The organism is Macrococcoides caseolyticum (genome assembly GCF_002902665.1).
GTDB lineage: Bacteria > Bacillota > Bacilli > Staphylococcales > Staphylococcaceae > Macrococcoides > Macrococcoides caseolyticum.
On the sequence record NZ_PPRM01000104.1, the window covers coordinates 13,646 to 40,512 of the forward strand.

The window sequence follows — 26,867 nt, forward strand, 5'->3', positions numbered from 1 at the left end:
ACAATAGTAAATAAGATGGAAGCGTAAAGAAAGTACCAGATTAATCGATAATCTGGTACTTTCTTTTCATTTTTTATAAATTTCTTTACGCAAGTAGGACGTGGTACTTGCGCATCTGAATGCACCCTACGGATTCAAATGTTCAATTGCCGCACGTACTTCTTCTAATTCTTCAACTTTATACTGGAATCTGCCATGGAAGACAAACTTCTCGAAGAAATGTTCTAATTCTTTCTCACCGACAATTACCTTCACACTATTATCTCGAGAGTAGTTCGTTATATGTTCTCTTCCTACTCCTTCTGCATTGTAGTAAGCAATCGGTGTAACCGGATATGGTAGTTCGAATACTTTCTCTAATCGTTCTGCCTTTAGCTTCAGCTCTTCTATCGAATGTTTATATGACTTGAACTGTGCGGAACCGTCTTCTGCTTTATCGAGACAGATTGTCTGTTCAGATTTCGGATCCAGTTCTAATATGTTGAAGACTGTTTCGAATATCGGTTCTCCATCAAACTGCATCTCACTAATACCGTGATACAGATGTCCTGTCCAGTAGTTAGAATCAATCACGTAAATTCCTGTACGTGTTAAAATAACATGATCTAACCTATCTGTGCTTTTCACACGTTTCCCCGGAATATAGATATTCGCTAATACGTGCATATCTTCTGGACGGATGCGTTCTTGTGCGACAAGATTATCTTTGAGATTAATCAATGTTAAATCCGTTAAATATTCTCCCTTGTCTCTAGAAAATAATTTCAGTGAATCAATCTGCGCATTTTGTGTCGATAACTGTGCTTCGTATGTATCTTTCTGTTCAGCAAGTTCCTTCTTAAACGTTAATCTTGATTTTTCACTAGATTCCTCGTAGTTACTTTTCATTTCTGAACGTTCTTTGTTCAATGCTTCTTCCTTTGCACGTATTGCTTTCCTCTTGCTCGATAGTGCATATATAAAGAGTACGATGAATAACAGCAGTGCTGCTGCTAATCCTAATGCTATATAATGCATGGGTTGTAAATTTGATAAAGACATAGCTCTCACCTTTCTAATGTTTAATAGTTTCATTATAAAGAAAAACATGTCCAACTTCATTGTTTTAGATAAATTAATTAAAAAATAAAACTGCAATTCACATCTTAATAGAAATTTCACACTATTTTATAATAGATTAACAATACCTTAATATCTAAATGGAATATTTGCATTGTCCATACCTATATTCGGACAAAATACATTGGAGGTTTTGATAATGGCAAAGTACAAGCAAATGTTACTGGCAGGATCATTCGCGTCAACTTTACTACTAGGAGCTTGTGGTAATGAAGAGAAGACAGATGATACTAAAACTGAAGATGCGTCAAAAGAGGAAAGCACTGAAGAATCTACTGAAGAGGAAACAACCGAGGAGTCAGCTGAATAATAACAAAAGCTGTAAACCACATTGGTTTACAGCTTTATTTATTATGATAAGCTGGCTTTTAATGTATCGACGCGATCTGTCGCTTCCCACGGTAAGTCAACATCAGTACGACCGAAGTGACCATACGCTGCTGTCTGTTTGTAGATTGGACGACGTAAGTCTAACATCTGGATAATTCCTGCTGGACGTAAATCAAATGTTTTACGTACCGCTTCAACAAGCTGCTGCTCCGTGTAATCTGAAGTACCATAAGTTTCAACAGAGATAGATACAGGCTGTGCTACACCGATAGCGTAAGCTAACTGTACTTCACATTTATCCGCAAGACCTGCTGCTACGATATTCTTCGCAACGTAACGTGCTGCATATGCACCACTACGGTCTACTTTAGTAGCATCCTTACCACTGAATGCACCGCCGCCGTGACGTGCATATCCACCGTATGTATCTACAATAATCTTACGACCTGTAAGACCCGCATCCCCTTGAGGACCACCGATTACGAAACGACCCGTTGGATTGATGAAGTATTTTGTTTCATCGTCAATTAAATCCGCTGGAACAACCGGCTTGATTACATGTTCTTTAATATCTGTCTGAATTTGTTCAAGTTCAATCTTCTCATGGTGTTGAGATGAGATAACAATCGTATCGATGCGTTTCGGTTTCCCCGCTTCATCATACTCAACAGTAACTTGTGTCTTACCATCTGGACGTAGATAATCTAACGTACCATCTTTGCGCACTTCTGTTAAACGACGTGCAAGTTCATGTGATAATGAAATAGGTAATGGCATTAAGCTCTCTGTTTCGTTACAAGCAAATCCGAACATTAAACCTTGGTCACCTGCACCGATTGACTCGATATCTGAATCTGTTAATGTATCTCGGTCTTCTAACGCTTTGTCTACACCTTGGGCGATATCTGGTGACTGCTCATCGATTGCAGTCAGCACTGCCATCGTCTGGAAGTCATAACCAAACTTTGCACGCGTATAACCAATTTCTTTAACTGTTTCACGCACGACTTTAGGAATATCAACATATGTCGATGTTGTAATTTCACCTGCGATTAACGCCATACCTGTTGTTACAGATGTTTCACAAGCAACACGTGCTTTAGGATCCCCTTTTAGGATTTCATCTAAGATAGCATCACTAATCTGGTCAGCAATCTTATCCGGATGTCCTTCTGTTACTGATTCCGATGTAAATAATTTACGATCTGTCATATATATTACACTCCTTGAATTTAATTACGGGACTAAAAAATAGCCTTCTCTCCTATTAAGAGAGAAGGCACAATAAACGACCATTCTACTCTTATCGTTCAGAAATTAATCTGCAAACGGTTTGGCACCTTACTTAACAGTATGTTAAGGGTTGCTGGGCTTCAAAGGGTCCATGTCCCTCCACCACTCTGGATAAGAGAATCCGCAAGTTAGATAATACTAAACTTCCTGTTCACTGTCAACAATACGACTTATAGATATAATTTTCTGAATTATTTATTATATAGATTAAATACATTTATTATATGAAACCATCAAATCGATATGTTATACTATTCCATGAAACTGCTTACAAAAGCAGAACAATAACTTTTTGGAGGCTGACCATGGGGGAAAATACTCAAGTAATTGAGCAACTGAACAAATTAAACACTGGGAATTTAAAACGTCAATTATCAAGAACACAATTGATTACGGAAATTCTATTCAACGGTGAAGGTGTGTTAACAGAATCCGGTGCGGTACGTAGCGAAACGGGTAAATATACTGGACGCTCACCGAAAGATAAGTTCATCGTGCGTGAAGCTGAAACTGAAGATAAAATCGACTGGGGCACAATCAACCAGCCTATCGAAGAAGAAGTATTCTTAAACCTACTGGATAAAGTGACAGACTACTTAAACAAGAAAGAAAAAGTCTACGAATTTCAAGGCTATGCAGGTGCTGATAAATCATCACAACTACAACTGCGCGTGGTGAACGAACTTGCTTGGCATAACTTGTTTGCACGTACAATGTTTATCCGTCCTGAAACAACAGAAGAAGGATTAAACATTACTCCTGACTTCACAATTATCTCTGCACCACACTTTAAGGCTGATCCATCAGTTGATGGCACGAAATCTGAAACATTCATCATCACAAGTTTCCGTCATAAGATCATATTAATTGGTGGCACAGAATATGCTGGCGAAATGAAAAAGGGTATCTTCGGTGTGATGAACTACTTATTACCGACACAGGGTATTATGAGTATGCACTGTTCAGCAAACGTTGGAGAGAATAAGGACGTTGCGTTATTCTTCGGGTTATCTGGAACAGGTAAAACGACATTATCTGCAGATCCACAACGTAAATTAATCGGTGATGATGAGCATGGTTGGAACGACAACGGTGTATTCAATATCGAAGGCGGCTGCTATGCGAAGACTATTGACTTATCACGCGAGAAGGAACCTCAGATCTACGATGCAATTCGTTACGGTGCCATCCTCGAGAATGTTAAGGTCGATGAAGAAGGTGTCCCGGACTATACGGATAAATCTTTAACTGAGAACACTCGTGCAGCTTATCCAATCGATAATATCGTTCTACCATCAATTGCAGGACATGCGAAGACGATTATCTTCTTAACTGCTGATGCGTTCGGCGTGTTACCTCCAATCTCTAAATTAACGAAAGAACAAGCGATGTATCACTTCTTAAGTGGATTTACATCTAAATTAGCAGGAACAGAACGCGGTGTAACAAGCCCGCAACCAGTATTCTCTACATGTTTCGGTTCACCGTTCTTACCATTACATGCAACAGTGTATGCGAACATGTTAGGGGATCTAATCGATAAACATGGTGCAGCAGTTTATCTTGTGAATACAGGATGGACTGGCGGAGAGTATGGTGTTGGTAGCCGTATGAACTTAACACATACACGTTCTATGATTCGACGTGCGATTAGCGGCGAACTAAAGACAGTTGAATATCATCAGGATGAAATCTTCGGACTTAATATTCCGAAGCATGTACCAGGTGTACCGGCTGAGATTCTGTATCCTCGTCATGCATGGGTATCCCAAGATGCATATGATGAGAAAGCAAAAGATTTAGCATTACGCTTCCAGGAGAACTTTAAGAAGTTTGGTGAGAAGTCAGCTGAAATCGAAGAAAAAGGCGGATTTAATTTTAGAGGTTAGCATAAAAAAACGTCACTTTTTTAAAGTGGCGTTTTTTAATCTATTAATTTATAAGTTTATTTCCTTCTCCACTTCTTCCATCCACTTTTCAATTTCCTGCAATACATAGCGCTCATTATCTGGTCGCATCACATGCTGCTCCCCTTCAATAAATAATACTTCATGCTTAATTCCGAGCTGTTTTAATTTATCAATCAGCATATAAGCATGCTCTATGCTGACAAGTTTGTCTTCTGTCCCATGAACGATCATGATTGGCGGGCTGTCTTTCGTTACGAGATTAATCCCTTCTCGTCGGTCATACGCTGCTTTGTTACTGATGGGTCCTACGATACGTTTCAGCATACTGCGAAGATCTTGTCGTTCATCATACATATAGTAGATACTTGACACCCCACCCCATGTGATAAAGGATGTCACGCCTGCTTCCTGATATGTTACTAACCCTTGTATTCCGCCCCTTGAGAATCCGACGAAGTGTATCGGTACGTCATGCTGTGCTCTTAACAGCTTTACGAGTGCATAGACATCTTCTCTATCTGCACCTGCGAACTCATCTTGTCCATTCTGATGTGTACCGCGATAATAAGGTGCTGCAACAAGTGTATCCTTATACGCAAACTGCATCAGTCTCGCTGGTCTGACGGTTCCGACAGCACCTTTACCGCCTCTTAAGTAGAGAATGATGCGTTTCACATGTTTCGGTTCATAGATCATTGCTTTAACGACATAGTCATCTGATTGATAGTCAAACATCTCAAATGGAATGCCACCGAGCTGTGCGTTAATCCTCGTTCTGTTGAACATTATATTCCCCATCTTTCTGTAATATTCCTACGATATAATTAATGCAATCATCTTTCAATATAAAGCTTCTGTCGCTTTCTGCCACTTCATCAAGTTTAGTCACGATTACAGGCCCGTTCGTTTCCATATAATCGTCTTGTTCTTCTATTGTACTGATGCGTGCATAGTAAACATCTTTTTTAAAGGATGGCTCTGCATAAACGGTATATGTCCCGATGTAACGTATCGTGTCGATTACCCCGCCTGTTTCTTCATACAGTTCTCGTTTTGCCGCTTCAAGTGACGTCTCCTTCTGTTCAACTTTGCCACCTGGAAACTCTACACCACGAAATTTATTATGCGTGAGTAAGTATTTCCCGTTATAATTTGTTATGATAAGTACATGTTTATTATTGCTATCTGGCTGATCATCTAAAGTCAGTATGACTTTATTTCCAGCATGGTCATGAAATTCCATAGCAGTCTCCAATCTATTATTATTAAGAGGTTATTTGATGAAGAAATTTTCTATAGTTATATTTATTTTAGCATTAATTCTCGCAAGTTGTTCAACGAAAGAACAAGAAAAGAAGCTGACGAACGATGAACTGTTATCAAAGATTCAGCAGCGTATCAAGAAAACAGAAAGCCTAACACTTCATTCTGAGAATGAAACGATTGCGATGTATGATAAGTTCACAACAAAGTTTACACAGACGACAGACTCTGAATACGATTCCATCAATGAAAGTGCGCTGAAGATCGATGCCAAATCAAACCATGCGAAATATGATGTTAAATCTGTTATCTTTAACTTAGATAACGGGGACGTTACAACATATCCGAAAGCGAAGTATTTGAATTATCGAGCACGTAAGGCAGATAATGATTACTTCTCAGGTGTGCAGTCACAAATCGTGAATATTACGCACCTACTCCAGGATGTCGTAAAACCAACGATTGATAATGTAAAGCAGCAGGAGAACGGATTAACCTATCAAGGAAAGTCTAGAGCACTGTTAGCCCTTTATCAATATGGATTTCATCAATCAAGTATGAATCAGATTGAAGTATTTAATGATATTACAGACTTGAGGGTTGAAAACGGCAGCTATGACATAACGTATAATGCGCAGTATGAACCAGAGACGATGAGCTTCAAATTGAAAGTAAGTGGCAAGCATGGTAACAAGCCAGTTCAGATCTTAATGGAGCAGACGACAGATTATTCGAAGCTTAACGAAACGAATGTACAAATGTATAGTGAAGAATAGAGGAATGTTATGAAACAACTATTATTATCTCTGATTAAATTTTATCGTAAATTTATATCGCCGATGACACCCCCAGCATGTCGCTTCCATCCGACATGTTCTCAATACGGATTAGAAGCGATAGAAACACATGGGGCAATGAAAGGCGGCTACTTAACCGTAAAACGTATATTGAAATGCCATCCCTTCCACCCAGGAGGATTTGATCCAGTACCGCCGAAGAAAGAATGTTAGAGTAAAACGCTCACTAATCATTGTAGTGAGCGTTTTTATAGTTGTGTCAATTGTTCTTTCTGTACTATGGGCGGTGTCATTGTTAAACAGCCGTCTGATACTGTTTCATGATAGGTTGTAAAATCATACTCAAAATAAGTACCTCGCTTAGTAACGTCAGGCACTGTGCCAAACTGTTCTCCGAGCATTGCGGTCATATATTTGCTGAGACCAAATTCATACATACCGCCTGATACGTAAGTCATTTGCTTTGGTAATGACTGGACTCTCGTAATACCACCGATACGACTATATTTCACGACTGCTGTCGTCACACCGATATCTCTAAATGATTGAATCGCAGCATCATCCGTCGCACTTTCGTCGATGGCCAGCGGAATATGCGGGTGACGTTTCAGTAATGCATCGTACAGTTTAATGTGCTTAAACGGCTGTTCGATATATGATATGTCGTATTGTGATAATGTATTAAGTAATTCGAAGTGATCTTCCCGTAACAGTCCGTTCGCATCGATTACGAGCGGTATATTGCTCGACTCACGTATTGTTTGCACCTGTTCGGCAATGTGATGATGCATCTTTAATTTAATACGCTTTGCGTCATGACTGAATGAATGAATACCTTGATGCAATGTCTCACCGATTGGTACGGTAACATTCTTTAATGTATTGAAATATTGATAGGCTATGACATCAAATGCACTGCTTGCGTTCGGGGCATCCGCTTTTAAATAAGGCTGCAATGCTTCGATTGATGGTATATTAATATGCTTTAAGTTATTAAAGATTACTTTACAGTTTTCAATCGACGTTGCAATCGTCTCGTAATGATACCATGGTGTCTCAAAGCTGTTCACTTCAGCAAAGTATTCCACATCGTCAATCACAACACCTACTACAAGTACTTTTCGTTTACGCATTTGTACGAGATTTGTCTTAATCGGTACTTTAAACGGTGCGTCATATGTATATAGATTAAGTTCAGTACATTTCATCAAACCATTCCTTCACTTTATGACGTGATACTTTACCGTTTGATGTGCGTATGAGTGAATCTGTTCTGACAAATTGTTTCGGGTGTTTATATTTCGCAAGACGGTCATATAGAACATTGGTAATCGCCTCTTCCAGATCTTCATCCGCTTCATATACACATACCGGTACTTGTCCCCACTGTGCATCACTTTTTGGTATAACAGCTATTGCATGAACTTCTGTATTGTTTAATATGACTTGCTCTATCTCACTCGGATATATATTCTCCCCACCTGATATAATCAAATCTTTTCTGCGGTCTAATATATATAAGTAGTCGTCCTGTATATAACCAATATCACCTGTCATAAAGAATCCGTCACGAAAGGCGTGAACGTTTGCTTGTTCAGGATATAAATAACCGTGCATCACATGCTCACCACGCACGCCAATTTCGCCGATGCCATCTACACAGTCAAACAGTTTAAAGTTATCATTAATACGACCGACACTATTACGGGCTTGTGCGATGTCATCAGGTGTTGCTGTGATCATTTGAGAGCACGTTTCTGTCATTCCAAACGACGTATAGATTGGAATGTTACGCTTAAGCGATTGTGTTAATATACGTTCGTCCAGTTTCGCGCCCCCTATAAGAATTCCTTGTAGATTGTATGGCTCAAGTCCGTGACGTAATAATCGTTCGAGCGTCTGAGGGACGAGTGATAGATGTGTTACCTTATATGTATTCAGATCATTTATAATGCGTGATGCGTTAAACCCATCGTGCAGCACGACCGTACAATGATCCATTACCGCGCGCAGCAATATGCTGAGTCCACTAATATGAAACAATGGCAGTGTATCGAGCCATACGGACTGACTCGTATACGTAAACGTCTCTTTACAAAGTGCGGCACTTGCCTCGTGGTTACCGTAAGTTTGAGGTACTGCTTTTTGCACCCCTGTCGTACCGGATGTGAACATGATTGATAATATGTCATCTTTATTATTCTCAACTGATGTGTAAGTCGTAGATGCACGTAGCGCATCGTTTACAAAAGCATTCGTATTAACAGCGTCTATCGTCATTTCTTTAGTCGTAAACAACGTATCAACATGCACTGAATCCATCTGACGCACGACTTCAGCTGTAGTCAGATGTTTGTTGATCATCACAATTTCAGTCCCGGCAAGCATCGCGCCATGAATCATGTAGATATTATCCAAAGTATTCTCCGCCATTAATGCAATACGATTATAACGATGTAGCGCATGTGCAACTTTCAGTGCATGTCTATATAAAGTAGCATACGTAATTGTATCGTCGTTATAAATAATCGCTGTCTTATCTGGCGCGTTCAATGCACTATCCTTTAGCCACTCCATGACCATCATCCTTTTGTATAAAGATTAAAATATAAACTTGCAATCCAATAAACGATAGAACAAATGTTGCCCCGTGCGGCAAAACCCGGATAACGCAGAAAACAAAAAGCATTTTCTTAGCATTATCCGGGTTTTACTTCGGGTCAGAACACATTAGTTCCAACCTCTCTTTATGGGAATTTCGGGAACTGATCAAAGTTCGGTTCGCGTTTCTCTTTGAATGCGTCACGGCCTTCTTTCGCTTCATCACTTGTGTAGTAAAGTAATGTCGCATCTCCTGCGAACTGCTGTAACCCAGCTAATCCGTCAGTATCAGCGTTCATCGCTGCTTTTAAGAAACGTAATGCTGTTGGTGAGTGCTGTAGGATTTCTTTACACCATTTCACTGTTTCATCTTCTACTTCAGCTAATGGTACAACTGTATTCACAAGTCCCATATCCAATGCTTCCTGCGCATCATACTGACGGCATAAGTACCAGATTTCACGTGCTTTCTTATGCCCGATAATACGTGCTAAGTAACCTGAACCGTACCCTGCATCGAATGATCCTACTTTAGGTCCTGTTTGACCGAAGCGTGCATTATCTGCAGCAATCGTTAAGTCACATACGACGTGTAATACGTGTCCGCCACCAATCGCATAACCACGTACCATCGCGATAACTGGTTTAGGAATTACACGAATTAAACGTTGAAGATCCAGAACGTTTAGACGTGGAATGTTATCATCACCTACGTATCCGCCGTGTCCACGTACTTTCTGGTCTCCACCTGAACAGAATGCCATATCGCCTTCACCTGTTAAGATGATGACACCGATTCTTTGGTCATCACGTGCACGTGAGAAAGCATCGATCATTTCCATTACTGTATTCGGTGTAAATGCGTTACGTACGTGTGGACGGTTAATTGTAATCTTACCGATCCCTTCGAAATATTCATATTTAATTTCGTTATATTCTTTAATTGTTTCCCAAACTCTAGTCATGATTTTCCTCCTTGATAAACGATACTATTATTGTATCAAATATTTGTGAATTCTCCACATGAATTGTATGACCTGCGTCAATTATTGTATGTGTGCTGTTTGGCAGCATTGTATGCATACGCTTTGCGATAGCGCAGAATTTCGTGTCGAGACTGCCGGTCAGTAAAAGTACCGGCAGTTTAAGCTCAGGTAAATGCGGCCAGAGGTTCGGCTGCTTGCCTGTTCCATATTCTATGAGCGCCTTGGCGACGGCTAACGGTTCATGATTGAGTCGTGTATTGTGCTGCCTTGCTTCAGCAACGTGTGTTAATGGATGGTATGTCTTGAACAGCGGTAACTGTTCCCAGCGTTTAACGAAAGCTGCGTAATCCGTTATCATTGATGCTGACTGCTGTAAGTCTTGTTTAATGCGCGCTATTTGTGCATCCGTAGTTTCCAGTCCTGGTGTCGATGATTCTAATATGAGCTTATGAATATGGTCTCTATAATGGATGGCTGTATATAGCGCAATGCGTCCACCCATCGAGTAGCCATATAAGTAGACGTTGTTATAGTGAAACTGCGCGATGGTTTCAATAAGTGCCTGACTGATATATGGAAAGTCCCACGTTGCTTTAAAGTCATTCCCTTCTCCATGCCCGGGACATTCAATCAGTATGATATCAACATATGCTTCAAACTTGGAGATGTAAGGCTCAAAGGTGTGTACATTGCCGAGAAAGCCATGGATCATGACAAGGACATCGGAGTGGTTATGCGTAATGCGTTTATAGTTCAGCATTGAGCTTTTCCTTTAATGTATGCTGCAGCTGTCTATGTGCGCTTAAGTTCTCTTCTCGGTCTGTAATGACTTCGATAATATTTGCCCCACTTTTTGGTAGTGTGATGTTGTCGAACGCATTATATTTATAGTAGTTAAATTCATAGAGTGCCGCTGCGTGTTTAAAGTCAATGTCCAGCGGTGTGCCAAACAATCGCTCGAAATGCGTGTCATCCTCTTTTTGTGGTAGATAGCTGAAGATGCCGCCACCATTATTGTTGAACACGACAATATTTATATCAATAGCTTCAAGCTTCTTCATAATGAGTCCATTCAGGTCATGGTAGAACGATATATCACCGATAATGAGCGTGACCTTTTTGTGAACTGCCATCCCCATCGCCGTACTGACAACGCCATCAATGCCGTTCGCACCACGGTTACAGAATGGTTTACCATTAAAGTGTGTAAAGAAAGTATCACAGTCGCGTATCGGCATGCTATTGCCGAGAAAGAGTACTTCATTATCTTCTATCTGACCGAAGATACGATAGATGGCACGACCCTCATCCGTTACAACTTGCGTATGCTGATGAATCTGATTTGTAATGAAGTCATTCAGCGTCTGCCAGTATTTAAGCCATTCTCGATTATCAACAGGCTGCTCCTCTGCCAGCTGTCTGAAGAAATCATTAGCAGTCATCTCGATAAAGAGATCCGGCACTTTCGGGAAAGTATCCGGTGTCGTGCGTGATTGCACAAGTACTTGCGGGACATCAAGTGCTCTTAGCCACTGATTGATCGGCTTTGATACGACAGCGTGGCCCACACGAATGACGTAGCCTGGCTGAACATTTGTCAATGCTTTAAATGCGCTATCACCTGTCGTTATCACGTTCGGGTGTCGTGTATCACGCAATTGACTAAGCGGATCTGCAATAATTGGTATATGATGAATCGTCGAGAAGATGAGAAGCTGCGTCAAGTCTTCCTGCTGTGCATCTCCTGCAATAATTAATCCATTACCTAATGAAAGTATCGGGCGCATCAGATGCACATTGAAAGATTTCTGGTAGAGTACTTCAGGCACAGGCATGTAGCTGAGCAGATGCTTCTGTGTCATGTCTGGCATCAGCGGTTCTCTAAAAGGTATATTAAAATGCACAGGTCCACGCATCGGGCCTTTGAAATGTGCACTCGCCTGCTGCATCACATGTTCAATAAAATCTACCGTGCCGGTCGTATCATCTGCAATCGGAAAGTCACGCTCATACATAACAAAGTTCCGGAACATGCCTACTTGATTGATTGCTTGTGGTGCACCGACATTGCGCAGTTCATGCGGACGATCGCTCGTCAGCACTACGAGCGGCAGATGACTGATAAACGCTTCTGTAACTGCCGGTACGTAGTTGCTTGCAGCAGTACCAGAAGTGCATAATATGGCGACGGGCTTATTTGTTGCCTTAATCAGCCCAAGGGCAAAGAAAGCAGCACTACGTTCATCCGGATGAATATAGGTCGTAATCTGCTCATGCAGTTCACAGGCGATGGCTAATGGTGTCGAACGCGATCCCGGTGAAATCACAACCTCTTCAATCCCGTAATCACGCATACGTTTAACTAAATGAAATACTTGTTGCGTCAATGCATCATTCATGATGTGGCACTCCTAACATTTGTAACATCGGTTTAAATTTAATCTCTGTCTCATACACTTCACTCTCAACTTCACTGTCCCGAACAATTCCACATCCGGCAAACAGTATCGCACGATTGTCTTCAATAACCATCGAACGAATCGCAACGATAAACTCACCGTCACCTTGTGCATCCACATAGCCGACTGGTGCACCATATAGACCACGGTGCTCTCCTGCTTTTTCTAGAAATGCTATCGCCTCAGTTTTCGGATAACCGCCTAGCGCAGGTGTCGGATGCAGTGCACGTGTGACACGTAGCGTGCTACCATTATTCAGCTTTGCTTTGATCGGAGTATAAAGATGATAGAGAAATTGATTCTCGAGAATTTCAGGATACTCTTTCATGATAATATTCTGACTAAAAGGCGCTAAATCCTGCTCAATACTTTGTACGACGATACGATGTTCATGAAGATTCTTCTCATCGCTCTGAAGTAAATCTTTAGCATCACTCACTGTCTTCGGCATCGTTCCAGCGATTGCATTCGTATAGATGACACCATCCATGACTGCGACAAGCTGCTCTGGTGTCTTAGAGATAAATGTCTTACTCCCTGACTCCATCACCATCGTATAGCTCAGCTCATGATTGCGTGATGCTGCATCAATTAACGTCTCAACTTCAATCGGTGACGTCATCGTCAGTTGTCGCTTACGGGACAGCACTACTTTATCGAATGCACCTTGCTGCATCTTTTGAATCGCTTCTGTCGCATTCATTCGAAAGGTCTCTAATTCCATATCTTCACTGTCCAGAAGCGTATTGTGCTGAATGTCCAATGGAGGGAGCGATGTGAGATCAACGCATATGCGTTCACGGTCAAGCGTATGATCAGTAAAGATGATCCATGAGCCCTCTTCTTCTATAACAATCTGTATTTTCGGGATTACGAAATGACTTTTAGAGAACGTAGCGAAGTCAGGACTCTCTGCTTCATCGAAATAAAATCCTCCAAACAGCTTCAAATGCAGTTTGGAATCCCCATGAATCTGGGCATCCGCGATTTGATTATGAAACGCCTCTTCTACACCTTCTGGATCAATCGTACTGTATTCAATCAGTGACTGAACACCAATACCGATAATCTTTAATGATTTATCTTTATTAATATATAGAAATCTTTCCCCTTTATATTCGGCAAAGTGACGGAAGATTGCAGCTTCGTGGGTCACTCCTTTATAAAGGTATTGATATATCGCCTTTAAAGTTAGATCTACTGGCACAAAAAACACTTCTTTCTAAACGAAATAATATAATTCCTATTTTACCATTATTCTATAGACTTATGACAAATTATATACTTATTGACTGAAACGTATTTTATGCATAAAATTTAATCATCACATAATAAATGAGGTATATAAAATGTCGGAACATCTTCAAACTCAAACCGGGTTTAAAAAGTACTATCATCTTATGCGTCCACACACGTTAACTGCAAGCTTCGTTCCTGTATTAGTTGGTACCGCTTGTGCCAGATATTTTACTGAGATACGTATGGATATGCTAATATTGATGCTCATCGCATGTCTCTTAATTCAGGCAGCAACAAATATGTTCAATGAATACTTTGATTATAAACGTGGTTTAGATGACCATACATCTGTAGGTATCGGAGGCGCGATTGTACGTAACGGAATGTCTTCGAAATCGGTCTATAATCTCGCAGTAGCATTCTATATTATTGCAGCAATCATCGGTATCTACATCTGCGCAAATTCATCATGGCTCATTCTGCTTGTAGGTATCGTCTGTATGGCTGTTGGTTACTTCTATACGGGAGGACCTGTTCCAATTTCATGGACACCGTTCGGAGAAATCTTCGCAGGTTTCTTTATGGGGTATGTCATCATTATGATTACGTTCTATATTCAGACAGGTCACTTACATGCCTACCCTGCAATCGCCAGCATTCCTGTATCTATTAATATCGGTATGATAAATATGGCAAACAACATTCGTGACCGCGTGAAAGATAAAGTAAGCGGTAGAAAGACATTCGTTATTCTTGTCGGCAAGACGCTTGCAATCTATACGATGGCTGCACTTTACCTTGTCAGTTTTCTCGCAGTCTTCTACTTAGTATTTACAAAACCTTATGGTTCGCTATTTATGTTGCTTGTACTTCTGAGCTTTAACTTACCGATTAAGGCAGTACGTCGATTCTTACACGGTAATACACCGATTGAACTGATGCCAGCGATGAAAGTCACTGGACAGTTCAATACAGTATTTGGCCTGCTGTTTGCACTTGGTCTCTACATGGCAGGCTTGACAGCAATTTAATATTATCAACAACAAGAGCGATGTTAGAAATTATTTTCTAACATCGCTCTTTCTATTCTTATGATAACATTTTACGCATGATCAAAAAATTCGTTTAAACGCTCCACCACTTCTTGGATATCGCTTTCTGTTAACGCATCTTTTAAACCTGCTTTATTTAAATCGATTGTATATTGATCTGAATGATAATGTACAATGATATTTGTCCCACTCACTTCGTATGAAGAAGGCTCAATCTCATGTGTTTCTTCTTCACCATGATGTTCTCTATAATCCTTACCAATTTGACCTAATTTTAATTCTGCATATGATACAAGTTTATCAATATTCGCCATATTCTCCTCCGAAATTAGTTTTCTGATATTTTTATTCTAATAAATTGTGTCATTTCAGGCAAGTCATCATTCTTAATCATACGAATGGTATAAGTCTTGTCACTTAAATGCTCACGACTGATCTTTAAGAATAAGTTACCAAAATCATCCTCCTGCTTTTCGAAATCTACATCTACGACATTATGATACGGAATAACATCATAATACTTACGCTTTGATTTCGGTTTGCTGTGAATGAGCACGATTCTGTCATTAAGCAACAGAATCAATCCTGACTGATTTAAGTTGATCTGACTATAAGAAGCAAAGTAGATCAGCTCTTTATTCTTTATATCCTTACATATTACTTTAAGTAATTTGATAAAGAACCTACGTTCAGACTTTCTAATTCGTTTAAAGATTTTGGAAAACCTTTTATATCGTACCGGATATGTAAGATTCGCGAGAACCTTTCGTGTCGATAATTTATCTTGCATGACGCCCACCTTTTATTGTTAGTTTATTCATAAATTATACATAGATTAAATACAATACGCATTAAATAATTGCAGTAAAAAAGAGATTCTTTCGCAAAAGAATCTCTGTTAGCGGAAGGTAAGGGATTCGAACCCTTGAAACGCGGTTAGCGTTTACACACTTTCCAGGCGTGCTCCTTCGGCCAGCTCGGACAACCTTCCTAATAAAAAAATCAGAAGCGATATTTCACTTCTGATTATATGACCCCTACGGGATTCGAACCCGTGTTACCGCCGTGAAAGGGCGGTGTCTTAACCGCTTGACCAAGGGGCCTGGCTCCACAGGTAGGACTCGAACCTACGACCGATCGGTTAACAGCCGATAGCTCTACCACTGAGCTACTGTGGATTAATGGAGCGGGTGATCGGAATCGAACCGACGACATCAGCTTGGAAGGCTGAGGTTATACCATTTAACTACACCCGCTTAACAATGGGGCGACTGATGGGAATCGAACCCACGAATGTCGGAACCACAATCCGATGCGTTAACCACTTCGCCACAATCGCCTTACATAATAAAATTAAAATATGGCTCAGGACGGAATCGAACCGCCGACACAAGGATTTTCAATCCTTTGCTCTACCGACTGAGCTACTGAGCCAAACATGGCGGTCCCGACGGGAATCGAACCCGCGATCTCCTGCGTGACAGGCAGGCATGTTAACCGCTACACCACGGGACCACTAATAATTGCGGGAGGCGGATTTGAACCACCGACCTTCGGGTTATGAGCCCGACGAGCTACCAGACTGCTCCATCCCGCGATAATAATAAATAATACCTCAAAAAGATTACTTATATAATATAGCACTTTAATTTTGTGAATGCAATATTAAAAAGGTGTAAATAAACCCTTAACATGCATTAATATAACAAAAATTTTATAAACAATAATATGTTTTTCTGTATCTTTAGCTATTGGATGAATAGAAACATAAAAATAAGAACAAGGCGTTCGCCTTGTTCCTCATAACGGAGATGGAGAGATTTGAACTCTCGCGCCGGTTACCCGACCTACACCCTTAGCAGGGGCGCCTCTTCAGCCACTTGAGTACATCTCCATGGCTCCACAGGTAGGACTCGAACCTACGACCGATCGGTTAACAGCCGATAGCTCTACCACTGAGCTACTGTGGATTAATTAATCAACAAATACTATTATATCAATTCAAAGCAATTGGTCAATAGTTTTAGTAAATTTTTTTATGTTACTTTTACACTATTAACTCAATAATGAATACATTGATAGTATTTCGATGAGTTTTGGATTCATTTGCTCATCTATATTGCGTTTATGTAATCGATCTTGCTTCTTAAGCTTTGTCCTAAGTGAGTATTCCAGCTTAATGGTATTGATGAACTGTGAATTAAACACATACTTACTGATTGGTACAGAAATATTCGACTTATCATCAAAGTAGACAATTGTATCTAGAAACTCCCCTGCTTTGTAATGATCGACATATTGCAAGTTAATCCAGCTCTGTTCTTTAGAACGATCACTATGAGTCGGGAAGAAATAGGCATTACACCCTGGGTCAACGACAATAGGGGGCTTCGTCGTAATATTGGCAATAAGCTTTGTGGCAAGCTTACGATTATTATAGGATGAATGATAAAAAACACATGAAGTCTCTATAATTGAGAGTGGTCTTTCTTCTACGATAAATGGGGTTTCATTAAATTCTCCGACAAGCGACAGATGCTGTTTCTGTTCAAAATGACTTTTAATATACATTGTACGTTCTGTAATAATATATTTTGCCATCATTAATCTCCTTATCAAATGAATATTAACTTTATTATATGTGATTTTATTTAACATTTGTTAAATCATCAAATAATTTTAAGAAATTTACATTATGTTAGTTTTCTTATTTTTTTTTAAATATATTGCCATTAACGTTTATTAATCTTACCAGCAGGCTATATTATAATATAAAATAATTTAAATTTTCAGAATTATATTGCAATTTTGTTTTTACTGTTTTATACTCATTTATAATCACTAAAGGAGGTTCTTACTATGAATCAATATCAAGCTCAACTAAGCGGTCTGGAAACATTTGTATCTAATTTAAATTCCCTCTATATTGAACTAATTGTCGATAATGCAGTAAGATCACACAATATCAAAGAGCTGAAAGTAAAGATTGATGAGGCGCTAATACATAATGACAAAGAAGCTTTCTTTAATTATACAAATGAACTAAAAGCGCTGGAGGAACTGTAATTGAATACCGAAATAATAAAATGAGCGTATATTCACTGTTATCATGTGAACATACGCTCTTATATTATATTGCGATTAAACTTAAAAACTCTTCCGCTGTCACTCTGCCAAAATAATGAGTAAAATCTATCTTCTCGATTGCCGCTTCGACAGACTGCTTTTGATGCGGTAATCCCTTTAACTTCGATTCTACGTCTGCAATCTCTCCAACACCAAAGAAATCTCCGTAGATTTTAACATCTTGCATAATACCATTTCTTACATCTATTTTAAGTTCCAGCATTCCACCTGGAAACTTCTGTTTAACTTCATAATTGTATTTCGGATTCTTACCATAATTCCAGTCGAAGTTGCGATATTTTTCATTGCTGAGCGCATCAATTTGCTTCCAGTCTTTATCAGTCAACACATATTGCTCTACTGCTTCACCTTTGAATATCGAATGTAGCAATGTCTTCTTAAACGTTTCCATATCCATTGGCTCGTCGAGAAACTCCTGGATATTAGCAACACGTGAGCGAATAGACTTAATACCTTTTGTAATCAGTTTCTTCTCGTTAACTGTTAAGCTCTTGACAACTTCTTCAATATCACTATCCAGCATTAACGTTCCATGGCTGAACATGCGATCTCCTGACTGAAACATTGCATTTCCAGATATCTTACGTTCACCAACTTGCAGGTCATTACGACCACTCATTTCAGCGTCAACCCCTAAACGGTTTAACGCTTCTACGATTGGCATCGTAAACTTCTTAAAGTTATGGAAACTCTCTTCATCTGCTTTAGTGACGAAACTAAAGTTAAGATTACCAAGGTCATGATACACTGCACCACCGCCAGATATACGGCGCACTACGTGAATGTTGTGTTCATCGACATAGGATTGATTAATCTCTGCAAATGTATTCTGATTCTTACCGATAATAATAGATGGTTCATTCACATAAAATAAGAAATATGAGTCATCTTTTGGCAGATACTTCAATACATATTCTTCCATTGCAAGATTGATTGTTGGGTCTGTTATGTTATTGTTATGAATGAATTTCATATCGTCCTCCTCTTAGCGATGCGCGATCTTTAATGCCGCTTTTTGTGCCTGTGAGATACAGTCAGGTAATCCAACTGCTTCAAATGAGGCACCTGTAATTACCAAATTAGCATAATGTGTCGATACGTAGTGTTGAATGGTATGAATCTTATCGATATGTCCTACTTCGTATTGTGGCATGCTGTTATATAATCTCGTAACGATAGAGAACTCTGGTTCCCCGGTAATTTCCATCATCTTGTCTAAGTCTTGACGGGCAAGCTTAACAATAGCTGCATCATCATGATCTTGAACGACAGTATCTCCTGGTCTCCCTACATAGGCACGCAGTAACGTCTTACCTTTAGGTGCCGCATGAGACCATTTCTTATCTGTCCAGGTGCATGCGGTAATAACTGTATCTGAATTACGTGCGATAACAAATCCAGTGCCGTTAGCCTTATTATTCACTTGCGATTCATCAAAGGCCATTACGACTGTTGCTACGCTTGTTGTTTTCATCGTCTGGAAGTAATCCAGTGGTCCATCCTTAAACCAGTCTTTAAATACTGTATGTGGTACAGTTACAATAACACTGTCATAAAAATGAGTTTCTCCATTCATTGTAATCTCATAGCCTTGTGCAGTCTTATTGATTGCTTCAACTTTGTGGTTATATTTAATTGCAACTCCTCTGTTGACAAGTACTTCAGCAAGACGCTCTATAAAACTTTGCAAGCCGTTTTTGAACTGACGGAACTGCCCTTGTTTTGGCGCTGATTTCGTCTCTTTACGGCTGCTTCGCATCCCTTTTATTAAACTTCCGTAAGCTTCTTCTGTCTTTTTGAAATCTGGGAATGTTGACTTCAAGCTAAGTTTATCGATATCTGCTCCGTATATACCAGACATCAGTGGCTCAATAAGATTCTCAAGCGTTTCATTACCAAGACGACGTCTGAAGAATGCTCCGACTGAAACATCCGGATTCATTGGTTTCGGTTTGATGATATAATCCATTGCTGCTCGAACTTTCCCAATTGGTGAAATCAATCTTGTTGTAATAAAAGGGCGCAGTTCAGTAGGGATACCGAGAATAGCACCACCTGGTATCGGATGGAGCTTATTCTTTGCATATATATAAGACTGGCCAGTATTGTTAACAACGAGATCATCTTTCATTCCAATATCTGCGGCAAGTTCTGTCATAATTTTCTTTCGGCCTAAATAAGATTCTGGTCCTAATTCAATCGTATAACCATCTTTGCGATATGTTTTAATCTTACCGCCTGGAACACCACTTGCTTCAATAATATCAATCTCAAAATCGGGTGACTCCTGTCCAAGATAATATGCAGCTGACAGTCCAGTGATACCCGCTCCGATAATTGCACATTTCTTCATAATATAACAGCTCTTTTCTATGAATTAATTACTGACACTATTTCGTCTACCATAGCCCCGACAAATAATGGATGTGTGTCTGGCATATCTGGTCTATAGTACTTAACGCCTAGTGCATCACATACAACTTTGCATTCGTAGTCATTATCATAAAGTACTTCCAGATGTTCACATACGAACCCCACTGGTGTGTAAATAAAATGCTGATAATGCTTCTCTTCATAGATTGCTCTGGTTAAATCCTGAACATCCGGACCGAGCCAAGGATCAGGTGTATTTCCTTCTGACTGCCAACCAATTTCTACATGCTTAATGTCTGATCTGTCCTTAATCATTTGCGCCGTTTCTTCTAACTGAGCTGGATAAGGATCTCCCATCTCTTTAATCTTCTCTGGAAGGCTGTGAGCACTTACGATAAGCACAGTATCATCCTGCTCAGATTCAGGGATATGGGAAAGTGTCTGATTTACTTGTTCCGTCCAGTACTGGATAAACTTCTCCTGTTTGTAGAATGCGTCTACATGATACAGTTTAATACCTTTCATTTCCGCAATCTCACGTGCACGTTTATTGTAGCTACCAACCGAAAAGTTCGAATAATGTGGTGCAAGTACTATCGTTACCGCTTCTGTAATTCCGTCCTTCGCCATCTGTTCCACTGCGTCCTCGATGAATGGTGCGATGTGCTTTAAACCGATATACAGTTGATACTGTTCGCCTGTTCTTTCATTTAAGGCTTGCACAAGCGCTTCAGCTTGACGTTCAGTCGTTCCTGCAAGCGGAGAGATACCACCGATTGCTTTGTAACGGTCCTTTAAATCCTGCAGTGCTTCTTCACTTGGCTTTCTACCGCGTCGTATATGTGTATAGTATGGTTCAATATCTTCTTCTGTATATGGCGTACCATATGCCATTACAAGTAGTCCTTTTTTTGTCATAGTTCAATTCCCCTTTATGATTTTGCTTTATAAGCGCGTGAATAATCATGTACAAACGTACTTACACGTCTTAACGTATCAGGTTGTACTTCTGGAAATACTCCGTGCCCTAAGTTAAAGATGTAGCTATCTGATTGTAGTCCTTGATCTAGAATACGCTTAAGATGAGACTCAATTACTTCCCACGGCGCCATAAGAATTGCGGGATCTAAGTTACCCTGAAGTGTCTTTGTAATGCCTAACTGACGTGCTTCTTCAATCTGCAATCTCCAGTCGAGTCCTAATACATCTACAGGTAATGCGTTCCACTCTTCGATTAAATGGCTTGCACCAACTCCGAACGTTGTAACTGGTACACCTTTCGCTTTAATTTCTTTGAATATACGTTCCATATGTGGTGCAATAAATGTATGATAATCTGCGCGATTTAATGCACCCACCCACGAATCAAACACTTGGATCATCTTACATCCGGCATCGATTTGTGCATGTGTATATGTGATACACATATCTGCGAGTTTATCCATCAGCAAATGCCATGCTTCAGGCGCCTCATACATCATCGCCTTTGTCTTATTATAGTTTTTAGAAGGACCACCTTCAATCATATAGCTCGCTAACGTAAAAGGTGCACCTGTAAAACCAATCAAAGGAACATTTAGCTGTTCAGTCGTTAATAATTTAATCGTATCAAGAATGTAAGGTACATCCTGTTCTGGATGTATTTCACCTAACTTTTCTACATCCTTCTTTGAACGGATTGGGTTATCGATAACAGGACCGATACCCGATTTGATTTCAACATCCACGCCAATAGCACCAAGAGGACTCATTATATCCTTATATAAAATTGCAGCATCTGTATTATACTGATCAACCGGAAGCTTTGTTACGTAAGCACACAACTCCGGATCATGCGTAATTTCAAATAAACTATGTGTCTCTTTAATCTTTCTGTATTCTGGCTGACTACGTCCGGCCTGACGCATAAACCATACCGGTGTATGCTCCGTCTTCTCTCCACGTGCAGCTCTTAAGATAGTGTCATTAAATTGATTCAAGCGTATTTCCCCCTATTATTCATATATATTCGATTTTATCATACAAACAGATTAGAATAACTATTATTAAACAATGTCATAAAACTGACATATCTCTTTTAAAATCGGGTAGTGTATATAAAGGAGGAATTATTATGAAAACGTATATTACGTATGGAACAGAATATTTTCTTAAACAGATTGTCAATAATAATAAAACACGTGATATCTTTACTTTTGTTGCAGAAGATAACACGTATTTATATGAAGAAACAGATCAAGAAACATTATTCAGCGCACCTCAGACATTCGATGTCATTCGTCAAGATGGAGTGTTGCTTGAGCTGCCGATGTTAATGATATACTTTGTTGTCAGTGACACAAGACAGGACGTATTCGATACCCGTGAATTACCTCTCGAAGACTTACACCAATATGAAGGTTATCATGCTTTGCGATTACTTAAACCCGTACGTGGTGAAACTTACGCTTACGTGTTGCAATTTGATTCAAAAGCACATATGACTGACTTTAAGAAAAGTAGTTTCTTCCGTAAATATTTAAGCGAAGACGCATTAAAACAATATCAGTCTGCAGACTTCATCAATAACATTTATTATACGAAGCATCTGTTTCCACTTGAAGACTAGAATATCAATAAAACTATCCTTTCCAGACCGCTGGAGAGGATGGTTTTATATGGATACTTCAGTCTCTTAAAAGGTTCATACGCTTCTCAATCTTCGCTGCAACACTATTCAATGCAAAGAACATCATCACATAGAGGATGAGAGCGAAATAAAAGTGCGATGGATAGATAAGGATATAACAGACGGTGATCACTGTCGTTGTGACTATCGAAAGTTTATGTATAAACTTTCTGAATCCTTGAAGAACGAGCGCTTCAGGTGTCGGCCATACTTTCGGCCAGAGACTGAACGCCTGCATCTTATAGAACTGAGATGCTTGCATAATAATCGCATAGCTAAAGAATAAACCGATGATAAGGCCTACTATATAATGGTGTACGAGCCACATAAGAACGCAGCCGACAACAATCAGACGCACTACAATCCACATACTATCATTACTTCTCACAAAATTTCTGACGAATAAATACTCAAACATATGCTGCTCAGTATAGTGCGATTTTCGTGGAAGTAGTATATCAAGGTATCGTCTCCGTACTGCTTTATCCTTCATCCCTTTTACATCTGTAAACATATTGATCAGCTTATTCTGGGCTTGATTCAGCTGGTGTTCATAATCTATATAGTAATCAAAGTTTAGCAGACGGTGTGCTGCATTCTTGTTCAATAGATAGATTAAACTTATTGTAAACAAAATAATAGAAATGATCGTGACCGGTAACCCTTCAAGTGCAGTATAGATCCCAGATAGTGCCATTAAAAAAATAAGTAAGCTGATGTATCCATTTGTAATGCCAAGCATCATCATCAAATGACGCATAATAAGCCCACTATAAATCATCCACACCCCTAGAACAATTGCACATATAAATCCTGTCACTGATGCTGTTCTTTCCATATATAGCGGCACCAATATGCCTCCCGTAACGATAAATAATAGTGTGCGCAGACGACCGCTCCTCATAACGGCATATTTAAAGTAAGCGGGCATATCGCGTTCAAAATTGAGCAGAAAGACGCTATCTGCAGATTTCATAAAAGTTCTAAGCGGTGTAACTGTAAGCGTTGCGAGTATTACAGCGATGATCAGATTATAATTGACATTATCCGGAAGATTCTTGAGCAGCTGAGAATATTGCAGCATCAATGCGCCAAATGCAATCGTCAAGAAAACAATAAAATGGCCATTAAAGATAAACTTACTATAATAAGCGACCTCTTTATCGTTTCTTACCTTCCTATCATAAAATAATTGGCGTGCTTTACTCATGTGCGTCACCTGTCACATGAACATAGATGTCATCCAGGGATGCATGCGGCATATTAAACTGATCTTGCAAATCATTAAGGGTCCCATAAGCAATAAGCCTGCCGTGATGCATCAGTAAGAAGCGGTCACAGTACTTCTCAGCTGTTGCAAGAATATGTGTACTCATTAATACAGTCCGATTGTTCCGACGTGCTTCAACCATAAGTTCCAGCATCGTTTGAATACCTAGTGGATCGAGTCCGAGAAACGGCTCATCGATAATATATAGTTCAGGCTGAACGATAAATGCACATATGATCATCACTTTCTGCTTCATTCCTTTAGAGAAATGTGCTGGAAAAGCTTTTAATTTATCTTCTAATCTAAAGACTTTCAATAATGGGCGTGCCCGTTTCATTGCTTCATCTAACGAGATGTGATAAGCCATTGCAGTCATATCAATATGTTCTGCTAATGTCAGTTCCTCATATAAGACAGGTGATTCAGGAATATAAGAAAGCTTACTTCTATATTCATAAGGATGTTCTGCTAATGATACGTCGTCTATCTGTAACGTTCCTGAGATGGGTCTCAGCAATCCAAGCAGGTGCTTGATTGTCGTACTCTTACCTGCTCCGTTAAGCCCGATAAGTCCGATGATTTCACCATTTTGAAGTTCAAAATCTATATCATGTATGACAGGCTGATTGCCATAGCCACCTGTCAAGTTCATCACTTTCACTGTCACGTTCATTCTCCATTCTACAAACTTTTTTCATCATTGTATCAAATGTATGATTGTTGCTACAATTATAACGTATGTTGTGAATATTTTAATAAAATCTTATATAATAGAGAAAATTGCATAGGAGGCCATACAATGTCAGAAACAGTATTTAGTAAAATATTAAAAGGTGAAATCCCATCATACAAAGTCTATGAGGATGAATATACGTATGCATTCCTCGATATTTCCCAAGTATCTAAGGGGCATACGCTTGTTATCCCTAAAACTGCTGCAGCAGATATGCTGTCAATCGCACCTTCAGACTTACAGCATGTCATCACATCAGTACAGAAGGTTGCTAAAGCAGTAGATAAAGCATTTCAGCCAGACGGTATCAATGTCATTCAGAATAATAGAGCTTATGCAGATCAATCTGTATTTCACCTGCACTTTCATATCATCCCACGTTATAAAGATGATATAGATGGCTTCGGCTATATTTGGGAAACGCATCCAGATACGCTTGATATGGAATCATTAAAAACAAATATCGCAAATGCAATTGAATAACTTTCTTTACATAATAAATAATTATATGGGTATACTATAATAAAAACAGGAGGCTATAATTATGAAATTATCTCAAATTGCACTTGGTTTCGGTGTCGGCATCGTCGCTGGAGGCGTCACTGCGATACTGAATACACCAAAGTCAGGAAAAGAACTTCAGCAAGGATTCAAATCCACTGCTTATGATACGAAAGCGCAGGTCAACCAACTGAAGGCTGAAACGAACGAAGTGAAGGATTCAATCTTAAACACGAAAAATGTTTCTCAAGAGACAATGTCTACTATGGTTGATGAGATTAAAACGATGATCAGCAACTACAAAGCAGACATTTCACCTAATATCGATAATATTAAAAATAATGTAGAAAACCTAAACAATCGAAAGAACGAAATTACACAGGAACTCTCCAAAAAATAATATATTAAAAATTCAGAATAAATATTCATAAAATTTTTGTACTATGCTAAAATAATATTATTAATCACTAGAGTATGATGTTACCATCATACTTTTTTTATATTACTATTAGTATATTATTAAATGATAATTGTTATGTGAAATGCATGAATATTCTGGAAGGTGGAACCGACATGAAACGTGAACGCGAAAAAGAAATTATCGATAAAATGTTATTTACGCACAAAGTGTCTCAATTAAGTAAAGCACTTTGGAAAACAGTAGAAAAAGACTGGCAGAACTGGATTAAACCATACGATTTAAATATCAATGAACATCATATTCTAGTCATTATAAGGAACCTTGAGAAGGCAACCATCTCAGAAGTAAGTCAGTACGGTGTGATGCACGTATCTACGGTGTTCAACTTTGCAAAGAATTTAGAAAAACGCGGTTATTTGAAGATGCCTAAAAGCAAATTTGACAAACGTAATACATATCTTGAACTCACTGAAAGAGGAAAAGAAGTACTTTATGAAACATACAAAGGGTATAAAGAGTCTGATGACCGTATTTATGACGCTGCGAGCAATTATCAGGAGTTAATGTTTGACCTTCCGGCATTCACTGAGCTGAAATTTATCGTTGCACAAATCTACGGCTCAGACTTCATTACACACCTTGAAAAAAGTCACGATGACCTGTTAAAAATATTACTTGACGAAAACAATGAAGATAATGCATAAT

29 protein-coding genes, 10 tRNA genes and 1 riboswitch are annotated in these 26,867 nt (G+C 39.3%); of the genes, 10 read left to right on the forward strand and 29 right to left on the reverse strand.

All coding sequences use genetic code 11. From position 1 onward, the window contains the following. Positions 1–126 precede the first annotated feature (126 nt). On the reverse strand, positions 127–1,041 hold the full coding sequence (locus tag CD152_RS10765; protein WP_169926206.1) for a nuclease-related domain-containing protein: 915 nt from the start codon (positions 1,039–1,041) through the stop codon (positions 127–129). Between the two features lie 217 nt (positions 1,042–1,258). Here CD152_RS10765 and CD152_RS12000 point away from each other — a divergent pair, with 217 nt between their 5' ends. Continuing rightward, positions 1,259–1,429, forward strand: coding sequence for a hypothetical protein (locus CD152_RS12000; RefSeq protein WP_157819830.1), 171 nt, complete (start codon positions 1,259–1,261; stop codon positions 1,427–1,429). A gap of 41 nt (positions 1,430–1,470) precedes the next feature. Here CD152_RS12000 and metK read toward each other — a convergent pair whose 3' ends face one another. Continuing rightward, on the reverse strand, positions 1,471–2,661 hold the full coding sequence (metK, locus tag CD152_RS10770; protein ID WP_101140921.1) for a methionine adenosyltransferase: 1,191 nt from the start codon (positions 2,659–2,661) through the stop codon (positions 1,471–1,473). An 88-nt stretch (positions 2,662–2,749) separates the two neighbouring features. Then, positions 2,750–2,860, reverse strand: a riboswitch (SAM riboswitch). A 187-nt stretch (positions 2,861–3,047) separates the two neighbouring features. Here metK and pckA point away from each other — a divergent pair. Next, entirely contained in the window at positions 3,048–4,631 is a 1,584-nt protein-coding gene (pckA, locus tag CD152_RS10775; RefSeq protein ID WP_103214781.1) for a phosphoenolpyruvate carboxykinase (ATP), read from the forward strand. A gap of 48 nt (positions 4,632–4,679) precedes the next feature. Here pckA and CD152_RS10780 read toward each other — a convergent pair whose 3' ends face one another. Together CD152_RS10780 and ytkD are read right to left on the reverse strand one after the other, a co-directional pair. Then, positions 4,680–5,438 (reverse strand): alpha/beta hydrolase family protein, encoded by a 759-nt coding sequence (locus tag CD152_RS10780; protein WP_165980826.1) that lies wholly within the window; start codon positions 5,436–5,438, stop codon positions 4,680–4,682. Next, entirely contained in the window at positions 5,416–5,895 is a 480-nt protein-coding gene (gene ytkD / locus CD152_RS10785; RefSeq protein ID WP_101143351.1) for an RNA deprotection pyrophosphohydrolase, read from the reverse strand. Before ytkD ends, CD152_RS10780 begins: the two co-directional genes overlap by 23 nt. A gap of 37 nt (positions 5,896–5,932) precedes the next feature. Here ytkD and CD152_RS10790 point away from each other — a divergent pair, with 37 nt between their 5' ends. Both CD152_RS10790 and yidD read left to right on the forward strand, forming a co-directional pair. Beyond that, entirely contained in the window at positions 5,933–6,691 is a 759-nt protein-coding gene (locus tag CD152_RS10790) for a hypothetical protein (RefSeq protein WP_101143352.1), read from the forward strand. A 9-nt stretch (positions 6,692–6,700) separates the two neighbouring features. Beyond that, positions 6,701–6,925, forward strand: a complete 225-nt coding sequence (yidD, locus tag CD152_RS10795) for a membrane protein insertion efficiency factor YidD (protein WP_041636114.1) — start codon at positions 6,701–6,703, stop codon at positions 6,923–6,925. Between the two features lie 35 nt (positions 6,926–6,960). Here yidD and CD152_RS10800 read toward each other — a convergent pair whose 3' ends face one another. The 6 genes from CD152_RS10800 to CD152_RS10825 form a co-directional block, all read right to left on the reverse strand. Further along, positions 6,961–7,920 carry an enolase C-terminal domain-like protein gene (locus CD152_RS10800; RefSeq protein ID WP_103214783.1) on the reverse strand — a complete coding sequence of 320 codons (960 nt, stop codon included), beginning with the start codon at positions 7,918–7,920 and terminating at the stop codon, positions 6,961–6,963. Continuing rightward, positions 7,907–9,289 (reverse strand): o-succinylbenzoate--CoA ligase, encoded by a 1,383-nt coding sequence (menE, locus tag CD152_RS10805; protein WP_165980827.1) that lies wholly within the window; start codon positions 9,287–9,289, stop codon positions 7,907–7,909. The genes CD152_RS10800 and menE overlap by 14 nt, the downstream gene beginning before the upstream one ends. A 170-nt stretch (positions 9,290–9,459) precedes the next feature. Next, positions 9,460–10,281: a 1,4-dihydroxy-2-naphthoyl-CoA synthase gene (gene menB, locus CD152_RS10810; RefSeq protein ID WP_181451708.1), complete on the reverse strand. Its 822-nt coding sequence runs from the start codon at positions 10,279–10,281 to the stop codon at positions 9,460–9,462. Continuing rightward, positions 10,271–11,059: a 2-succinyl-6-hydroxy-2,4-cyclohexadiene-1-carboxylate synthase gene (menH, locus tag CD152_RS10815; RefSeq protein ID WP_101140927.1), complete on the reverse strand. Its 789-nt coding sequence runs from the start codon at positions 11,057–11,059 to the stop codon at positions 10,271–10,273. Before menH ends, menB begins: the two co-directional genes overlap by 11 nt. Next, on the reverse strand, positions 11,046–12,698 hold the full coding sequence (gene menD, locus CD152_RS10820) for a 2-succinyl-5-enolpyruvyl-6-hydroxy-3-cyclohexene-1-carboxylic-acid synthase (protein WP_012657412.1): 1,653 nt from the start codon (positions 12,696–12,698) through the stop codon (positions 11,046–11,048). Before menD ends, menH begins: the two co-directional genes overlap by 14 nt. After that, complete coding sequence (locus tag CD152_RS10825; protein ID WP_157820991.1) at positions 12,691–13,965, reverse strand: isochorismate synthase; 1,275 nt, start codon at positions 13,963–13,965, stop codon at positions 12,691–12,693. The genes menD and CD152_RS10825 overlap by 8 nt, the downstream gene beginning before the upstream one ends. Before the next feature lie 142 nt (positions 13,966–14,107). Between CD152_RS10825 and CD152_RS10830 the strand changes: the two genes are divergently transcribed. Further along, on the forward strand, positions 14,108–15,028 hold the full coding sequence (locus CD152_RS10830; protein WP_101143355.1) for a 1,4-dihydroxy-2-naphthoate polyprenyltransferase: 921 nt from the start codon (positions 14,108–14,110) through the stop codon (positions 15,026–15,028). Positions 15,029–15,099: 71 nt separating this feature from the next. Here CD152_RS10830 and CD152_RS10835 read toward each other — a convergent pair whose 3' ends face one another. The 13 genes from CD152_RS10835 to CD152_RS10895 form a co-directional block, all read right to left on the reverse strand. After that, on the reverse strand, positions 15,100–15,363 hold the full coding sequence (locus CD152_RS10835; RefSeq protein WP_103214785.1) for a hypothetical protein: 264 nt from the start codon (positions 15,361–15,363) through the stop codon (positions 15,100–15,102). A 14-nt stretch (positions 15,364–15,377) separates the two neighbouring features. Further along, on the reverse strand, positions 15,378–15,839 hold the full coding sequence (locus tag CD152_RS10840) for a PH domain-containing protein (RefSeq protein ID WP_086039060.1): 462 nt from the start codon (positions 15,837–15,839) through the stop codon (positions 15,378–15,380). A gap of 112 nt (positions 15,840–15,951) precedes the next feature. Then, positions 15,952–16,040, reverse strand: a tRNA-Ser gene (locus tag CD152_RS10845). Between the two features lie 40 nt (positions 16,041–16,080). Further along, positions 16,081–16,152, reverse strand: a tRNA-Glu gene (locus CD152_RS10850). Continuing rightward, positions 16,153–16,227, reverse strand: a tRNA-Asn gene (locus CD152_RS10855). It abuts the tRNA gene before it with no gap. Between the two features lie 4 nt (positions 16,228–16,231). Next, a tRNA-Gly gene (locus tag CD152_RS10860) sits at positions 16,232–16,305 on the reverse strand. 7 nt (positions 16,306–16,312) lie between these two features. Then, positions 16,313–16,388: transfer RNA gene (locus CD152_RS10865), tRNA-His, on the reverse strand. A gap of 22 nt (positions 16,389–16,410) precedes the next feature. After that, positions 16,411–16,483: transfer RNA gene (locus CD152_RS10870), tRNA-Phe, on the reverse strand. Positions 16,484–16,488: 5 nt separating this feature from the next. Further along, positions 16,489–16,564, reverse strand: a tRNA-Asp gene (locus CD152_RS10875). Positions 16,565–16,572: 8 nt separating this feature from the next. Continuing rightward, positions 16,573–16,646: transfer RNA gene (locus CD152_RS10880), tRNA-Met, on the reverse strand. Between the two features lie 209 nt (positions 16,647–16,855). Then, positions 16,856–16,943: transfer RNA gene (locus CD152_RS10885), tRNA-Ser, on the reverse strand. A 1-nt stretch (position 16,944) separates the two neighbouring features. Further along, positions 16,945–17,019: transfer RNA gene (locus CD152_RS10890), tRNA-Asn, on the reverse strand. Between the two features lie 85 nt (positions 17,020–17,104). Further along, positions 17,105–17,650 (reverse strand): competence protein ComK, encoded by a 546-nt coding sequence (locus tag CD152_RS10895; protein WP_157820992.1) that lies wholly within the window; start codon positions 17,648–17,650, stop codon positions 17,105–17,107. Between the two features lie 258 nt (positions 17,651–17,908). Here CD152_RS10895 and CD152_RS10900 point away from each other — a divergent pair, with 258 nt between their 5' ends. Then, a complete protein-coding gene (locus CD152_RS10900; RefSeq protein ID WP_041636143.1) occupies positions 17,909–18,115 on the forward strand; it encodes an IDEAL domain-containing protein in 207 nt (68 codons plus the stop codon). Between the two features lie 64 nt (positions 18,116–18,179). Here the strand turns inward: CD152_RS10900 and CD152_RS10905 are convergent, their stop codons facing one another. The 4 genes from CD152_RS10905 to hemE are packed head-to-tail and all read right to left on the reverse strand — an operon-like array spanning position 18,180 to position 22,548. After that, entirely contained in the window at positions 18,180–19,169 is a 990-nt protein-coding gene (locus tag CD152_RS10905) for a lipoate--protein ligase (protein WP_101140934.1), read from the reverse strand. 12 nt (positions 19,170–19,181) lie between these two features. Further along, the gene (hemY, locus tag CD152_RS10910; protein WP_169926207.1) at positions 19,182–20,552 is read right to left on the reverse strand and encodes a protoporphyrinogen oxidase; all 1,371 of its coding nucleotides are present in this window, start codon (positions 20,550–20,552) and stop codon (positions 19,182–19,184) included. 14 nt (positions 20,553–20,566) lie between these two features. After that, entirely contained in the window at positions 20,567–21,487 is a 921-nt protein-coding gene (hemH, locus tag CD152_RS10915; protein WP_101140936.1) for a ferrochelatase, read from the reverse strand. Positions 21,488–21,501: 14 nt separating this feature from the next. Further along, positions 21,502–22,548, reverse strand: a complete 1,047-nt coding sequence (gene hemE / locus CD152_RS10920) for a uroporphyrinogen decarboxylase (RefSeq protein ID WP_101140937.1) — start codon at positions 22,546–22,548, stop codon at positions 21,502–21,504. Positions 22,549–22,682: 134 nt separating this feature from the next. On the opposite strand from hemE, the gene CD152_RS10925 reads away from it, so the two are divergent. Further along, positions 22,683–23,177 (forward strand): hypothetical protein, encoded by a 495-nt coding sequence (locus tag CD152_RS10925; protein WP_101140938.1) that lies wholly within the window; start codon positions 22,683–22,685, stop codon positions 23,175–23,177. A gap of 58 nt (positions 23,178–23,235) precedes the next feature. On the opposite strand, the gene CD152_RS10930 is transcribed toward CD152_RS10925, so the two are convergent. Continuing rightward, entirely contained in the window at positions 23,236–24,447 is a 1,212-nt protein-coding gene (locus CD152_RS10930; protein ID WP_101140939.1) for an ABC transporter permease, read from the reverse strand. After that, positions 24,440–25,174, reverse strand: a complete 735-nt coding sequence (locus CD152_RS10935; RefSeq protein ID WP_165980829.1) for an ABC transporter ATP-binding protein — start codon at positions 25,172–25,174, stop codon at positions 24,440–24,442. Before CD152_RS10935 ends, CD152_RS10930 begins: the two co-directional genes overlap by 8 nt. 132 nt (positions 25,175–25,306) lie before the next feature. Here CD152_RS10935 and CD152_RS10940 point away from each other — a divergent pair, with 132 nt between their 5' ends. The 3 genes from CD152_RS10940 to CD152_RS10950 all read left to right on the forward strand — a co-directional run bounded on the left by CD152_RS10940 (position 25,307) and on the right by CD152_RS10950 (position 26,866). Beyond that, positions 25,307–25,723: an HIT family protein gene (locus CD152_RS10940; protein ID WP_012657457.1), complete on the forward strand. Its 417-nt coding sequence runs from the start codon at positions 25,307–25,309 to the stop codon at positions 25,721–25,723. A gap of 61 nt (positions 25,724–25,784) precedes the next feature. Next, a complete protein-coding gene (locus CD152_RS10945; RefSeq protein ID WP_086039065.1) occupies positions 25,785–26,141 on the forward strand; it encodes a YtxH domain-containing protein in 357 nt (118 codons plus the stop codon). A gap of 173 nt (positions 26,142–26,314) precedes the next feature. Next, a complete protein-coding gene (locus tag CD152_RS10950) occupies positions 26,315–26,866 on the forward strand; it encodes an HTH-type transcriptional regulator Hpr (protein ID WP_232237445.1) in 552 nt (183 codons plus the stop codon). Position 26,867 lies beyond the last annotated feature (1 nt).

Bases quoted from the DNA above. Each gene is read 5' to 3' on its own strand.
- CD152_RS10780 (WP_165980826.1), bottom strand. From the start codon at position 5,438: ATGTTCAACAGAACGAGGATTAACGCACAGCTCGGTGGCATTCCATTT.
- CD152_RS10905 (WP_101140934.1), bottom strand. From the start codon at position 19,169: ATGAAATTCATTCATAACAATAACATAACAGACCCAACAATCAATCTT.
- CD152_RS12000 (WP_157819830.1), top strand. From the start codon at position 1,259: ATGGCAAAGTACAAGCAAATGTTACTGGCAGGATCATTCGCGTCAACT.
- hemH (WP_101140936.1), bottom strand. From the start codon at position 21,487: ATGACAAAAAAAGGACTACTTGTAATGGCATATGGTACGCCATATACA.
- ytkD (WP_101143351.1), bottom strand. From the start codon at position 5,895: ATGGAATTTCATGACCATGCTGGAAATAAAGTCATACTGACTTTAGAT.
- CD152_RS10900 (WP_041636143.1), top strand. From the start codon at position 17,909: ATGAATCAATATCAAGCTCAACTAAGCGGTCTGGAAACATTTGTATCT.
- CD152_RS10940 (WP_012657457.1), top strand. From the start codon at position 25,307: ATGTCAGAAACAGTATTTAGTAAAATATTAAAAGGTGAAATCCCATCA.
- CD152_RS10840 (WP_086039060.1), bottom strand. From the start codon at position 15,839: ATGCAAGATAAATTATCGACACGAAAGGTTCTCGCGAATCTTACATAT.
- metK (WP_101140921.1), bottom strand. From the start codon at position 2,661: ATGACAGATCGTAAATTATTTACATCGGAATCAGTAACAGAAGGACAT.
- CD152_RS10930 (WP_101140939.1), bottom strand. From the start codon at position 24,447: ATGAGTAAAGCACGCCAATTATTTTATGATAGGAAGGTAAGAAACGAT.
- CD152_RS10765 (WP_169926206.1), bottom strand. From the start codon at position 1,041: ATGTCTTTATCAAATTTACAACCCATGCATTATATAGCATTAGGATTA.
- yidD (WP_041636114.1), top strand. From the start codon at position 6,701: ATGAAACAACTATTATTATCTCTGATTAAATTTTATCGTAAATTTATA.
- CD152_RS10925 (WP_101140938.1), top strand. From the start codon at position 22,683: ATGAAAACGTATATTACGTATGGAACAGAATATTTTCTTAAACAGATT.
- pckA (WP_103214781.1), top strand. From the start codon at position 3,048: ATGGGGGAAAATACTCAAGTAATTGAGCAACTGAACAAATTAAACACT.
- CD152_RS10945 (WP_086039065.1), top strand. From the start codon at position 25,785: ATGAAATTATCTCAAATTGCACTTGGTTTCGGTGTCGGCATCGTCGCT.
- CD152_RS10835 (WP_103214785.1), bottom strand. From the start codon at position 15,363: ATGGCGAATATTGATAAACTTGTATCATATGCAGAATTAAAATTAGGT.
- CD152_RS10830 (WP_101143355.1), top strand. From the start codon at position 14,108: ATGTCGGAACATCTTCAAACTCAAACCGGGTTTAAAAAGTACTATCAT.
- CD152_RS10895 (WP_157820992.1), bottom strand. From the start codon at position 17,650: ATGGCAAAATATATTATTACAGAACGTACAATGTATATTAAAAGTCAT.
- menE (WP_165980827.1), bottom strand. From the start codon at position 9,289: ATGGAGTGGCTAAAGGATAGTGCATTGAACGCGCCAGATAAGACAGCG.
- menD (WP_012657412.1), bottom strand. From the start codon at position 12,698: ATGAATGATGCATTGACGCAACAAGTATTTCATTTAGTTAAACGTATG.
- CD152_RS10950 (WP_232237445.1), top strand. From the start codon at position 26,315: ATGAAACGTGAACGCGAAAAAGAAATTATCGATAAAATGTTATTTACG.
- menH (WP_101140927.1), bottom strand. From the start codon at position 11,059: ATGCTGAACTATAAACGCATTACGCATAACCACTCCGATGTCCTTGTC.
- CD152_RS10800 (WP_103214783.1), bottom strand. From the start codon at position 7,920: ATGAAATGTACTGAACTTAATCTATATACATATGACGCACCGTTTAAA.
- CD152_RS10790 (WP_101143352.1), top strand. From the start codon at position 5,933: ATGAAGAAATTTTCTATAGTTATATTTATTTTAGCATTAATTCTCGCA.